This window comes from Flavobacterium sp. 245 (genome assembly GCF_004362055.1).
In the GTDB taxonomy this organism is placed as follows: domain Bacteria; phylum Bacteroidota; class Bacteroidia; order Flavobacteriales; family Flavobacteriaceae; genus Flavobacterium.
Genome location: NZ_SNXB01000005.1, coordinates 276,002 through 289,001 on the forward strand (window position 1 = coordinate 276,002; position 13,000 = coordinate 289,001).

Annotated in this window: 12 protein-coding genes; all 12 read right to left on the reverse strand. The window is 30.0% G+C overall.

Annotated elements, in window-relative coordinates; all coding sequences use genetic code 11:
* Positions 1-52: 52 nt before the first annotated feature.
* The 12 genes from EV145_RS12095 to rfbA all read right to left on the reverse strand — a co-directional run bounded on the left by EV145_RS12095 (position 53) and on the right by rfbA (position 12,979).
* Positions 53-1,171: a glycosyltransferase gene (locus EV145_RS12095; RefSeq protein ID WP_133525471.1), complete on the reverse strand. Its 1,119-nt coding sequence runs from the start codon at positions 1,169-1,171 to the stop codon at positions 53-55.
* The gene (locus EV145_RS12100; protein WP_133525472.1) at positions 1,171-2,157 is read right to left on the reverse strand and encodes a hypothetical protein; all 987 of its coding nucleotides are present in this window, start codon (positions 2,155-2,157) and stop codon (positions 1,171-1,173) included. Before EV145_RS12100 ends, EV145_RS12095 begins: the two co-directional genes overlap by 1 nt.
* Complete coding sequence (locus tag EV145_RS12105; RefSeq protein ID WP_133525473.1) at positions 2,154-3,068, reverse strand: glycosyltransferase family 2 protein; 915 nt, start codon at positions 3,066-3,068, stop codon at positions 2,154-2,156. The genes EV145_RS12100 and EV145_RS12105 overlap by 4 nt, the downstream gene beginning before the upstream one ends.
* On the reverse strand, positions 3,065-4,036 hold the full coding sequence (locus tag EV145_RS12110) for a glycosyltransferase (protein ID WP_133525474.1): 972 nt from the start codon (positions 4,034-4,036) through the stop codon (positions 3,065-3,067). Before EV145_RS12110 ends, EV145_RS12105 begins: the two co-directional genes overlap by 4 nt.
* A 1-nt stretch (position 4,037) precedes the next feature.
* A complete protein-coding gene (locus EV145_RS12115) occupies positions 4,038-4,796 on the reverse strand; it encodes a class I SAM-dependent methyltransferase (protein ID WP_133525475.1) in 759 nt (252 codons plus the stop codon).
* Positions 4,789-5,895, reverse strand: coding sequence for an ATP-grasp domain-containing protein (locus EV145_RS12120; RefSeq protein ID WP_133525476.1), 1,107 nt, complete (start codon positions 5,893-5,895; stop codon positions 4,789-4,791). Before EV145_RS12120 ends, EV145_RS12115 begins: the two co-directional genes overlap by 8 nt.
* 2 nt (positions 5,896-5,897) lie before the next feature.
* Positions 5,898-6,962, reverse strand: coding sequence for a DegT/DnrJ/EryC1/StrS family aminotransferase (locus tag EV145_RS12125; protein ID WP_133525477.1), 1,065 nt, complete (start codon positions 6,960-6,962; stop codon positions 5,898-5,900).
* On the reverse strand, positions 6,955-7,746 hold the full coding sequence (locus EV145_RS12130) for an FkbM family methyltransferase (protein ID WP_133525478.1): 792 nt from the start codon (positions 7,744-7,746) through the stop codon (positions 6,955-6,957). Before EV145_RS12130 ends, EV145_RS12125 begins: the two co-directional genes overlap by 8 nt.
* A complete protein-coding gene (locus tag EV145_RS12135; RefSeq protein ID WP_133525479.1) occupies positions 7,746-8,966 on the reverse strand; it encodes an ABC transporter ATP-binding protein in 1,221 nt (406 codons plus the stop codon). Before EV145_RS12135 ends, EV145_RS12130 begins: the two co-directional genes overlap by 1 nt.
* 2 nt (positions 8,967-8,968) lie before the next feature.
* Positions 8,969-9,736 (reverse strand): ABC transporter permease, encoded by a 768-nt coding sequence (locus EV145_RS12140; RefSeq protein WP_243739255.1) that lies wholly within the window; start codon positions 9,734-9,736, stop codon positions 8,969-8,971.
* Between the two features lie 308 nt (positions 9,737-10,044).
* Positions 10,045-12,012 carry a polysaccharide biosynthesis protein gene (locus EV145_RS12145; RefSeq protein ID WP_133525481.1) on the reverse strand — a complete coding sequence of 656 codons (1,968 nt, stop codon included), beginning with the start codon at positions 12,010-12,012 and terminating at the stop codon, positions 10,045-10,047.
* Positions 12,013-12,094: 82 nt separating this feature from the next.
* Complete coding sequence (gene rfbA, locus EV145_RS12150) at positions 12,095-12,979, reverse strand: glucose-1-phosphate thymidylyltransferase RfbA (RefSeq protein ID WP_133525482.1); 885 nt, start codon at positions 12,977-12,979, stop codon at positions 12,095-12,097.
* Positions 12,980-13,000: the final 21 nt, after the last annotated feature.

Sequence of the window (13,000 nt, forward strand, 5' to 3'; positions counted from 1 at the left end):
AATTGAAGTCAGTATCTAAGCTCTTATTTCAGTATGACAGCAAATTAATGGCTTATTTTTGAATATTTACTATTGATTTTTCTATTAAATCATCAATGACATTTAAGTGTCTTTTTAGAGTAAAATTATTTTTAATTCGCTCTTTTCCATTCCTGCCTAGCGTTTGTGCTAGGATTTTATTTTCTAAAAGTAATATCATTTTTTCAGCCATTCCATCCACATCATGCTCTTCTACTAAGAAGCCTGTTTCTCCATTAATAATTACATCCGGAATGCCTGCATGTTGCGTTGAAATCACAGGCAGTCCCGCGGCGCTCGCTTCCAAAATTGCCACTGGGGTTCCCTCTTGATCTCCGTTGAAAGCAGTAACTGAATGTTGCACAAAAGCTAATCCTGTGGATAAATATTCGACAAATTGTTTTTGATTTAAAATCCCAGGCAATAAAACAGCATCTTCGAGTTTTAATGCTCTGACTATATTTAAGCAACTTTCAAACAATTCTCCCGTCCCTCCAATAATTAATTTTGCGCCAGGGAATCGCTCATAGACTTTTTTGAATGCCAATATCGTACTGTGAGGTGCTTTTTTATTTACAAAACGTCCTACAGCTACAAATGTCGAATCAGAAAATTCTGGAACTATATTTAAAAACAAATCATTTGGACCATATGTATTGTATATCAATTTTTCTTTTGGACATCCCAAATCAATTAACCTTTTTTGCATGGATAAGGAAACTGCAATAACATAAGAACTATATTCAAAAACCTCTTTATAATTATCACATTTTTCAATAAATGATTTTACAGAAGCATCATATCCATGAAAATGAGTTATAAGAGGAATATTTAATTTTTTGCAGATGTTTACAATTTTGAAAGAAGTAGTTCCGTATTGTGCCAGAACAACTTGGATTTTATTCTTTTTGAGCGAATACATAAAAGCTCTCTCTGTAGCAGAAAGCGTTTTAAAGCCAAATTTACGTTTTATTTTTACAGACCATGTAGTGAAACTTCTTCTTAGTTCTCCAAAGCCCTCTAGAAATTGAGGAATCTCACCATTATAATAATAAAATATGTTTCCCTTTAGTCCTTTTTTCTGTTCTTGAATAAAAGTCTCAGAGTAAACATTTTCACCTGGAGAAACAATGGCAATATTTGATAATTTCATTAGTTTTTAAAAACAATTTTTTTGATTTTTTTATAAATTTTCCTAAATATTTTTCTTGAATTATTTTTATTAGTATTTACGATTGACTCAGATCTAGGTTTAATATTAATTCCTTTATGTAAAAAATCCTGAATAACATCTACAGTACTATAGCGCAATATATAATCTCTATACTTTTCAATATAAGGAATTAGTATTTCGTCATTCTTCCACAAATAAGCTCCTTTAAATAAACTATTTGTGAAATGAATAAAAACAATGGGATCGTTATCATTGATTAATATTTCGCCCGAAGATTGCTTCACTCGTTTACAATCTATAACATTCCAGTTAGCAACATTACAGCCTTTATGAGTAATATTGTGGATTTTTTCAAATCTTGAAGATAATATATCTAAATATCTTTGATCAACATAAAAACCCTCATTCCTATTTACTTCACATTTATAAATACATAATTTGGCCCAGTATTCTAGAGCTTCACTTCCAGCCTTAGAAGCACCAATAAAACCTCCATTATAGATTCCATCTAAAAAATTTAATTTAAAATTTAGTAAATCTATATTAGGATCTGAACACCTCCAATGTGGTGATAACAAAACATTGCATTTTTTTAGTTCATCAAATAAAAAATTAAAATCGCTAAAAAAATGAATATCCCAATCTACATATATAACGCTTTCGTAATCACCTTGCAATAAGTAGCTCATCACAATTGGTTTCATAGTCCATCGTAAAGCATCTTGATTTATATTTTCATATTTTGAATATACTTGTTTTGTAAGTTCTGATTTTTGCAAATCCAAACTTGTAAGCACATAAATTCCTTTTCGCTTTTTAATTTCATCTAAAATATTAGCTGCAAGATTACCTTCACTAACAAATACAAAAAAGGAAACGGTTGCATTAAAATTACATATTGAATCATGTAAAGCTAAAGCATAGTGTCCATAATTTCCAGTAATTATTGTACAAATTGCCTTCATAGCTTTTTATTAAATTTTAATTTAAAATATTTATTTAGAAAAGAAAATTTGAGCATCACGGGCATTTTTATACCTATTACTTGCTTAAAGGTAAAATGATTGCTCTTTTGCAGACATTCCTCTGCAATCCAATTGCATTTTTTATAATTAACCAACAAATTCCAAAATGAACTGTAGGAACTTAAAATTGAATAATACTCTTGAAAACGCTTTTTTTCATTTTCGTAATCTTTTATTACTCTAGTCGACACAGCATGTTTTCTAAAATAATTAAGTGGACGATTTAAATAAGCTATCTGCCCTTTATGCAAAAGTTTAAGCCAAAAAGACCAATCACCACAGAAATAAAATGAATCTTCAAAAAATAAATCTTCAACCGCATCTCTTTTAAATATAACTGCACTGGCATTTGGAATACAATTTCTATAACGCAAATGAGTTTTTATTTCGCTTTTCCCATCATTAACATAACTAACCTTCCATTTAAGTTTGTCAAACGACATTGCCCATGTATTAATACCTAATTTTTCTCCCTGCTGATTAACATTTATAGAATTGCAAAAAGCCAAAACAACATCTGAACTTAACATTTCTATTAAATTTTCTAAAAAAATAGGCTCACAAAAATCATCACTTTCAGCAATCCAAATATATTTTCCGTGTGCTAATTGTATTCCTTTTTGCCATTGTTTAAATGGACTGCCTGAATTTTTTTCATTGACTATAAAGTGCGACACTTTAGAATGTCTGGCATACTTTTCTAAAATAGCGACACTATCATCTGTACTTTTATCATCCAGGAGAATCACTTCAAAATCTTGAAAAGTTTGATTAAAAACAGATTCTAATCTTTGAGCCAAAAAATCAGAATGATTGTAATTCGGGATGATTACGGAAAATTTTGGATTCAAATTTTAGTTATTTTCTTAACAATTCGCTTCATTAATACTTTTATTAGATTCTTTGTAGAATCGTCGTAATTTTTTCTAGTTTTTAACGATTTTATATTATAAATGAAATACTTTAAAACCTTTTCATTAACATCCCGATTTATGCTTAACTTAATTAAATCCGCAGAAGTCACATAATCTTCAAACCTAGTCAAAAAAAATATAATTCGATCTGTTAATATTGAACTTATTTTTTCATTACTATTGAAAAAATTGGCAAGTAAAGCATTAGCATAAGACATATTAAAATTCCTGTAATAATCTGATTTTGAGCTCCAAATACCAACACCTGCTCTATACACTCCCATCTTTTCGTTCATATAGTTTAGTTTACCATATTCAGTCAAAATCATATAAAGAAAATAATCTCCAATAGGTGATATAGCAAATTCAGGAGGAAATTCCTTTATCACATTCCTAAAAACTACTGAGGGTGTGTGGATGTAATTTCCAAATCGAGCCAATGTTTCCTGTGTTTCATGATTTTCAGGAATTTTAGTTATAAAATCTTCCTCCAATTTCCCATCAGTTTGTAAAATGCTTATTCCATGGAAACTAAGTATATAATCCGCATTCTCTTCCAAAAAATCTACTTGTTTTTGTAATTTATAAGGATCTGTCCAATAATCGTCACCTTCGCATAGAGCAATATATTTACCTATACATCTTGGGAAGTTAAACCTGACCATCATCCCTCTGACTCCCTTCGAATATTGATTCTCTTTTTGGTACATCGGAAAAATAATGTCTGGATATTTAGCGACGTACTCTTCGATAATTTCTTTTGTCCCATCTGTTGAGGCATCATCATGAATAATAATTTCGAACGCAAAAGAAGTTTTTTGCATTAAAAAACTGTCCAAACATTGCCTAATATAAGGTGCTTGATTATAGCTAATACAAGAAATGGAAACAATAGTATTATTCATGTTAAGCTTTTAAGTTACTCCTTAAAATAAAAATTGGTCTATTTCGAAACTCTCCCAATGAATCCGATCTTTTTATATTTTCATGGTTTAATTCATGAAAAATTGTTTTCCCATCAGTTTCCTCACCTATGCCAATCGTCTGAATTTCCCACTTATCTTTTGTTGCATTTCCAACAAAATCAATCATTTCTTGTTTAGTTCCATTTTCAAAAAGCAATAAATCTCTATCTCCTTTCCAGCAAAACCCCATTTGAAGAACTAAAACATCAGTTTTATCACTAAAAAAATTAATTGCATTTTGCATTTCATATTTTGCTTGTTCTAACGCAATATTTTTGTCTCCAAAATCATCCCCTAAATGATGAATCACATTAAACAACAATACTATATCATATGGCTCTTCAGGAATACTAGTTTTAAAATCTAAATAAAAATTATGGGTAATGATTTTTTTATTGATGGTCTGAGCTGCTTTTTTTACAAAAGTTTCATGTGCTAAATTACCCTCAATTAAAGTTACTTGATTTGCTCCAGCCTCTATAGCTTCAAAACTAAAAAAACCTGTATTACCACCTACATCTAAAACTTTTTTGTTTTTAAAACTTAAATGCTTTTTTAAGAAATCCATTCTTTCATTTTCATATCTGGAAATTGATGGCTCAATAGATCCTTTAAGTACATTTTTCAACAAAGTCGGAAGAACTTGATAATTGGAGTGTTTACTAGTTTTTTTATATAACTCAATTAATTCATCATTCATAAATATTTTCTTTTAAATATAAATTTATTGTATCCTTTTTCAAATAAACTTCATTATTCAAAAAACCATTATAATTTTCAAAAAACATTTCACTATTAAAGTTATAGTAAGAAATATTCTTTTTTGCTTGTTGATTTTCTATTAATCCACCTGCCCAAAAGTACCATTGATTTTCTTCATATTGGACTTCTTCTATCTCAGAAATTAATTTGTTTTCGAATGCAAAACAATCGAATAAGTTCATTGATGCGTTTAATATTAACTGTGAAGGTCCCCATAATCTAGGATTTGCTTCGATCATGTAAAATTTATCATCTTGAAGTTTTACTTCAACCATGACTAAACCTGAAAAGCCCAGACCAACAAACAAATCAGCAAACTTTTTCGAAATTACATTTGAATGAATAGTACTCGATTTACAAAGAATCATAGAACCTCCATTTTCCTGTTGCATTAAATTCTCCTGTGAATAAACTGAATATTCTCCGCTTTTAAAAAAGTAATACAACAAATAAAAACTTTGTCCTGTTATATATTCTTGATAATAATAATCAGAGAGATCTTTATTTTTAATATATTTTTCAAAATCATTTCTATTATAAACTAACAGGGGTTTTTCTAATAATGCTTTTGAATCTGTGATATATTTTTTAGGTTTTACTACAAAAGGGTAAAAATCCGGCACCGACAAATATTCATTTGGAACATTAATACCCTCCTTGATACAAATTTCATTAAATAAATATTTATCAGATATCTTTTCGTAAACTTCTCTATCGCATAATCCAATTTCAACATTGTTTTTTGCAAGTATTTCACAATTTTGCAACAGAAATCTATTTAAATATTCTGTAGATGGAACTATTAAAACCGTTTCGCTTTTATCTGATTTAATTGATTCGCAATACTCTAGAAGAATAGAAATATCCAATATGTTTTTTGACCTTACTGCAATTACATGTTCTTTATAAATTGTATCAAAGATATAATCTGAATTACCATTTGCTATAATATAAATTGGAATTTCTCTATCGACAGAATATCTACAAAAAGAAATCACTGCTCGATCATTTGAACCTGAAAATATTAAAACTTTCATTCTTAGTTAATGCAGTTTATAATTTTATTCAATTTTTCAGCATCAAGCCCATCATACAAAGGTAAGCATAAGATTCGCGAAGCAATACTCTCCGAAATAGGCATTGACAAACCGTTGGTATACTCAATTGTATTTAGGGAAGGATAAAAATAACGTCGAGGAAAAATCTGTTCATTATTTAATTTTTTTTGAGCATGAAGCAATTGTTCTTCACTCTCAAAAATAACAGGATAGTAACTATAATTCCAAATTGTATTTTCTCTTATTTTCAAAGAAGTGACTTTTCTAAAATTAAGATTGTCATTATAAAAATCAACTACTTTTTTTCGTTCACTTGTAATCTGTTCCATGTATGGCAAAACGGCTAAGCCCATTGCAGCTTGCAGTTCAGACATTTTTCCATTAACACCAAGACCATGAAAAGCGAGAGGCCCATCATGTCCAAAATTATGGCTGTAAAATAATTGTTTCTGCAAATCCTCATTTGGAGAAAACATTGCGCCTCCTTCAGCTGTATGAAATAGTTTTGTTGCATGAAAACTGCACGTACTCACATCTCCAAAATCAAATATAGATTTGCCTTTATATTTTACGCCAAAACAATGAGCTGCATCATAAATTACTTTTAAATTATGTTTCTTAGCGATAGTATCAATTGCATCAACATTACAGGGATTTCCAAAAACATGTGTTGCTAAAATAGCAGTAGTGTTAGGCGTTATTGCTTCTTCTATTTTATTTTCATCGATTGTTAAATATTCTGGATGAATATCAACAAAAACTGGTATACAATTTTCCCAAACAATTGCGGCAGTTGTAGCAACATAACTGAAAGGAGTTGTTATGATTTCGCCTTTATTTGCCAATAATTTTAAGGCAATCTGCAAAGGCACTGTTCCGTTATTTGTTAAAATTATATTTGATGATGATAAATGTTCCTTTAATTTTTCTTCTAATTCCTTAACTAGTTCTCCGCGATTTGTCAGCCACTGATTATCCCATAATCTATTTAGATAATGATTATACTCTTCAATTGGAGGTAAGAAAGTTTTAGTTATATTAATCATTTTTTGAATAGTTTTTATCTAAAACTCCATTTTTCTTAATGAAAACAAATTCGCACAACCATAAGACATTATTAGGAAATGGTCTATTCAAATCTGTAATATCAAAGAACCTAAAACCCTTAACATCTAAATAATTCATCATTTCTACAGCAGTATTTTTTAATCTTTTGTTCATTACAGCAACTTCAACCATAATAATTTCAGTATGTTGCAAAAGCTCATTTGCTCCTTCCAAAACTTCCAAATCCAACCCTTCTGCATCTATTTTTAATATGCAGGGCTTTTTTAAATTATTTTCATTTACAAAAGATTCTAATTGTACAATTGGAACTTTTATTTGTTTAAATCCTCTATCTTTTGCTTCCAACTCTGAAAAGCTAAATGAACAACTATCATCCCTATCATGAATAGTAAAATTTAATTGATCATTTACATTCCCAACTCCTACAGAAAATAAGTGAACATTTTCGAGGTTTTTAAATCGTGAATCTATATCTTCTTTTAAATTAATTTGGGGCTCAAATAAGTAATAAGTAGCGCTGGGAAAATACCTCAAGCATTCTTCTGTCCACGTACCTGTATTCGCGCCAATATCATAGATCGTTTTTGGGTAATAATTTTGATTTAATAAGAAAGTATAAAATTTATTTAATAAATCATTTTTATGATTAATATCATGAGCTACAATTAATTCATTAAATACAGAATTTTTCTTTTTTAAAATCCTATAACCTAATTTATTAGCCATTTTTTTTATTAAATTTTTTAGTGCTTTTTTTTGCATTATGAATATGTTACATTAATTAATTTAGAATCCATGAGAAAAGATGTCCATAATTGTTTGTCATGAATTATCTGTAGAGTAATCGCTTTATGAATTTTAAAATAAACATTCAATCCAAAATCTTCCGAAGCAGTAAAAGTAACATTATATATACCTTTTGATAGATAAATATTATTTAATTGAAAAGTAAAAGTAATTTCATTTGTATTGCCAATTATTGCCATACTTTGTTTGTCTGGAAAAATCTCCGCTATTCCTCTTTCTTCTTTATCATAAATAGCAAGTGAAATGTATGGAGTCTTAGATAAATTAATATTTTTAATCGTGAAATTTAAATTAACTGTATTTCCCCATTCAATATGATATATACCGTTTATTTGTTCGAAACCCTCAATAGATGCTTTGATTAATTGAATAGATTTATCATCGTAAACTATCTGGGAGTTTCCTGTTTTTGCAAATTTGCTATAATATAAATCAATCCCTTTAGAAACTTTTTCTCCTTGATATACAGCCTTTCCTTTTTCCAATAGGATAATCTGACTGGCGATACGAGAAATCATAGGCATATTGTGTGATACAAATATGATAGCGGTATTAGGCAAAATTGAGTCAATCACTTTAAAACATTTCAAAACAAATCCTAAATCACCAACTGCCAACACCTCATCAATAATGAGTACATCAGGTTGCATTTGTGCAGCAATCGAAAACCCTAAACGCACTTTCATTCCAGAACTATAATTTTGCACAGCCATATCGATGAATTCACGAATTTCAGCAAAATCAATAATCTCTTCTACTTTTGCATCAATTTCGTTTCTTGAAAAACCTAAAACTGCACCATTATTATAGATATTTTCCCTTCCAGTTAATATCGGGTTAAAACCCGCACCTAGTTCAATTAAAGCACAAACTCGCCCTTTCATTGTTATCTTTCCTTCATCTGGATTAATTAAACCATTTAAAATTTTTAGTAACGTCGATTTTCCAGCACCGTTATGTCCAATTAAACCAAGGCACTCTCCTCTTCTTAATTCAAAATTAATATCTTTTACCGCCCAAAATTCTTTTGGTCGCAATTCTTGTTGGTCATCATTATTATTCCCCAATACATTAGAGCATAAATCTTTTACGCCATACCATAGACTCGTTTTTAAATCTTTACAAAACTTTTTTGAAAGATTTTCTACTTTTACTAATACTTCGTTTTCCTCCATTATTAAGCACTCATACGTTCAACAATTATCGGAATAGAAATTCTGTAAAAAACTAATCCTAAAAAAAACAAAGGGATACAAACAGCAAAAACCCCAAAGTAATATATTAAATAATCCAAGTCTTGTCCGAATAGTAGATTTCTAGTAGTTAACAATAGCGGTGTTAAAGGGTTTATTTCCATTAAAGTCTTAAGCAATCCTGTTTTAGGAATTGCATAAACTACGGGCGTAGCATACATCAAAAAACTAAGTCCCATACTAATTATTTTACTTATATCATTATAAAGCATTCCTAAAGGAGTAATAAATAAACCTATACTTGTCCCAAAAAAAATAATTCCTAAAAACGCAAGCGGAAATAACAGAATCGAATAATGAAAACCTACTCCATACACAATTAAGAAAACTAACAGCAAAACTATCTTCACAAAACTATTGGACAGCAACTTGTAAACCCCCATCAAGATTAAAGCTTCCTTTGGAAAATTAATTTTAGAAAGTATTCCTTTTGCACCATTAGTATTTGCCATTGGTGCGTTAATCGATTCTATAAGAATAGACCACAACAATGTTCCAGAGAAAACAAAAACAGGATAAGGAACTCCGGTATCTGATAATGTAACCGTTCCTGATTTGCTTAAAATAATCCAAACTAAAGCTGTTGACAAAGGCGTAATAAATGCCCAGATAATGCCTAAATAAGATTGACGGTATTGTGCCTTAATATCCCGAATGGCTAATTGCTTTGCCAGAAAACGGGAGGTATACATGTCACTAAGGCTTTCTTTTAAAAGTTTACCGATTTTGGTGTTATTTTTTTTTTGGTAAACTGTAGTTTTTAATTCCATTTAAATTGGGGATGCAAGAATTATTTAATTTTTGTGCAATATAAAAAAGATGAATTTATAAAAGCAATGATAGTATTTTTAAAATACAATTTGTTATGTCAAAAAATGAAAATCTACTGAATTAACAAGATTTTTACTCTTTTACAAATTCGCAAAAAAGCAAAAAGGTGTTTTTCTTAAAAAACACCTTTTTCTTACAATTAGAATTAAAATTCAATATTATATGAATATTACTTGTCCAAAACTTCAAAAGCAGAATTCATACTTTTGAACTCAGGAACAATTTTTTTCATTTTTGCTACAATATCATCATTATCATAGAAATCAGCAATACCAATCAATTCATCAATGTCGGTATGCAAATTTTCATATTCATCTTGAATTTCTTGAGCAATCATAATTTTGTTATGGTAGGTTGGCAACGTTTTAGAAGTATCATTTAGTAATTCTTCATAAAGTTTTTCTCCTGGTCGCAAACCAACTATCTTTATCTTGATTTCTTTGTCTGGAATAAAACCAGCCAATTTGATCATTTTTTTCGCCAAATCAATAATACGAACCGGTTTACCCATATCAAAGATATAAATTTCACCTCCATTACCCATTGCTCCCGCTTCAAGAACTAATTGGCAGGCTTCAGGAATAGTCATGAAATAACGAATAATATCTTGATGCGTTATGGTTACCGGACCTCCTTCTGCAATTTGTTTCGTAAACAAAGGAACAACTGATCCATTTGAGCCTAAAACATTTCCAAAACGTGTTGTAATGAATTTTGTACTTCCCTCATTATTTTCTCTTTGATTTTTCAAAAATAAAGACTGTACATATTTCTCTGCAATTCGCTTGCTCGCTCCCATGACATTGCTAGGATTAACAGCTTTATCCGTTGAAACCATGACAAACTTCTTAACATGGTATTTACACGACAAGTCTGCTAAATTTTTGGTACCTTTTATATTAGTCAAAATAGCTTGTGACGGATTTTCTTCCATCAATGGAACGTGCTTATAAGCCGCTGCGTGGAAAACTACATGCGGATTATAGTTTTTAAAAACTTTATCTAATGCTTTTTTACTTTTTACATCGGCAATTACAGCAACTATTTTAGTTTCTGCCTTCATTGCAAATGTCTCTAAACATAAATTATGCAAAGGAGTTTCGGCATGGTCTAAAATAATTACAACTTTTGGATTAAATCCAAGAACTTGTCTCACTATTTCACTTCCAATAGATCCTGCTGCGCCAGTAATTAAAATTGTTTTATCTTTTAATTGCTTAGAAATTGATTTACTATCTAAAACAATTGGTTTTCTTTCTAGTAAATCCTCAATCTGAATATTTTTAACTTTCTGCGAAATCTCTTTTTGATTTTCCCAATCTGAAATCAGCGGAACGGTATAAACCCGGTAATTAAATTCCAAACATTGATCAACAATAATTAATTGCTCATCTTTAGACAAACTTTTATCCGCAATAATTACACCTTCTGCTGCCACAGAACGCATTAAAGCAGGCAATTTTTTCCTCAAAATCAAAATTGGCAAATCCAACATTCTCTTAGATGCATTTTGATTGTTTTTATCAACAAATCCAACAATTTTAAATCGGGAAGGTGTTTCAAATTTTAATGCATTGGCAACAGAAATTGCGTTAGCATCTGTACCATAAATTACAGTTCTGATAAGTTTTGTATTTGCCTTTTCTGAAAAATACAATTCGAAAGTTTGCTTAACAATTACACGATATAAAAACAACCCGCAAAAGGACAAAACCAAATTAATAAAAAGCGCCGTATTTAAAAAAGCCTTATGTCCTGTGTATAATTCAAAAACTAAATTGAAAAATAAAAAGAAAACCAAAACTGACATTTGTGAAAACAGCAACTTTATCGCATCAATATAAGAGGAATGCCTAATAATTCCCGAATAAGTCCTGAATAACCAGAAGAAAAATATGTTAATAATTATTAAACTAGAAACAAAGTAAAAATCATGAGAGGTAATAATATAGCCCAACGCTGTTCCTTCAAACAGCATATAAGTAAATGTAAATGAAAAAATCAGGACCATTACATCTATGGCAACAATAATCCACCTAGGCAAATAGCTAAGGTTATTAATATGCGCCCTTAGATTTCTAGGAGATAACGAGTTGTGCAACACGTCAGCTATTTTGGCCTGTTTATCTGTATTCAATGGTATCAATTTTGATTCTGCAATTTTGTAGGTCTTACAAAAATACAAATTAAACGTTTAAAAATGTATTTGTGTAAGTAAATTAAAATTTAACTCCTTTTTTCTTCTGTTTTAAAAATTCGATTAAATACGTACCGTAACCTGATTTTACTAAAGGCAATGCAAGTTCTTCTAATTGAGCATCATCAATAAAGCCTTGTCTCCACGCAATTTCTTCAATACATCCCACTTTTAGTCCTTGCCTCTCTTCTAAGACTTGAACAAATTGCCCAGCCTGCATTAGACTATTAAAAGTTCCTGTATCTAACCAAGCTGTTCCTCTGCTTAAAATACCAACTTTTAAAGCTTCTCTTTCTAAATAGACTTTATTAACATCTGTGATTTCATATTCACCGCGTGCACTCGGTTTAATATTTTTTGCAATTTCCACTACAGAATTGTCGTAGAAATATAATCCCGGAACTGCGTAACTTGATTTTGGTTCAAGTGGTTTTTCTTCAATAGAGATTGCTTTAAAATTTTCATCAAATTCAACTACTCCATAACGTTCCGGGTCTGAAACATGGTAAGCAAACACAACTCCTCCATGTGGCTTTGTGTTTGATTTTAAAAGTTCTTGCATGTTAGAACCAAAAAATATGTTATCACCTAATATTAAAGCGACATCATCATTTCCAATAAATTCTTCACCAATTACAAAGGCTTGAGCAAGACCATTTGGTATTGCTTGTTCTGCATAACTAAATTTGCATCCTAAACTTGATCCGTCTCCAAGCAGTTTTTTAAAATTTGGCAAATCATGAGGAGTAGAAATAATCAATATTTCATTAATTCCTGACATCATTAAAGTTGATAATGGATAATAAATCATCGGCTTATCATAAACTGGCATCATTTGCTTACTCACTGCCAAAGTCAAAGGGTGTAAGCGAGTGCCTGAACCACCTGCTAGTATAATTCCTTTCATAAATATTGATTTTAGATTTTA

What these genes read in the sequence shown, in the direction of transcription:
- EV145_RS12095 (WP_133525471.1), bottom strand. Translation starts at nt 1,171, where the DNA reads ATGAAATTATCAAATATTGCCATTGTTTCTCCAGGTGAAAATGTTTAC.
- EV145_RS12100 (WP_133525472.1), bottom strand. Translation starts at nt 2,157, where the DNA reads ATGAAGGCAATTTGTACAATAATTACTGGAAATTATGGACACTATGCT.
- EV145_RS12110 (WP_133525474.1), bottom strand. Translation starts at nt 4,036, where the DNA reads ATGAATAATACTATTGTTTCCATTTCTTGTATTAGCTATAATCAAGCA.
- EV145_RS12115 (WP_133525475.1), bottom strand. Translation starts at nt 4,796, where the DNA reads ATGAATGATGAATTAATTGAGTTATATAAAAAAACTAGTAAACACTCC.
- EV145_RS12120 (WP_133525476.1), bottom strand. Translation starts at nt 5,895, where the DNA reads ATGAAAGTTTTAATATTTTCAGGTTCAAATGATCGAGCAGTGATTTCT.
- EV145_RS12125 (WP_133525477.1), bottom strand. Translation starts at nt 6,962, where the DNA reads ATGATTAATATAACTAAAACTTTCTTACCTCCAATTGAAGAGTATAAT.
- EV145_RS12130 (WP_133525478.1), bottom strand. Translation starts at nt 7,746, where the DNA reads ATGCAAAAAAAAGCACTAAAAAATTTAATAAAAAAAATGGCTAATAAA.
- EV145_RS12135 (WP_133525479.1), bottom strand. Translation starts at nt 8,966, where the DNA reads ATGGAGGAAAACGAAGTATTAGTAAAAGTAGAAAATCTTTCAAAAAAG.
- EV145_RS12140 (WP_243739255.1), bottom strand. Translation starts at nt 9,736, where the DNA reads ATGTATACCTCCCGTTTTCTGGCAAAGCAATTAGCCATTCGGGATATT.
- rfbA (WP_133525482.1), bottom strand. Translation starts at nt 12,979, where the DNA reads ATGAAAGGAATTATACTAGCAGGTGGTTCAGGCACTCGCTTACACCCT.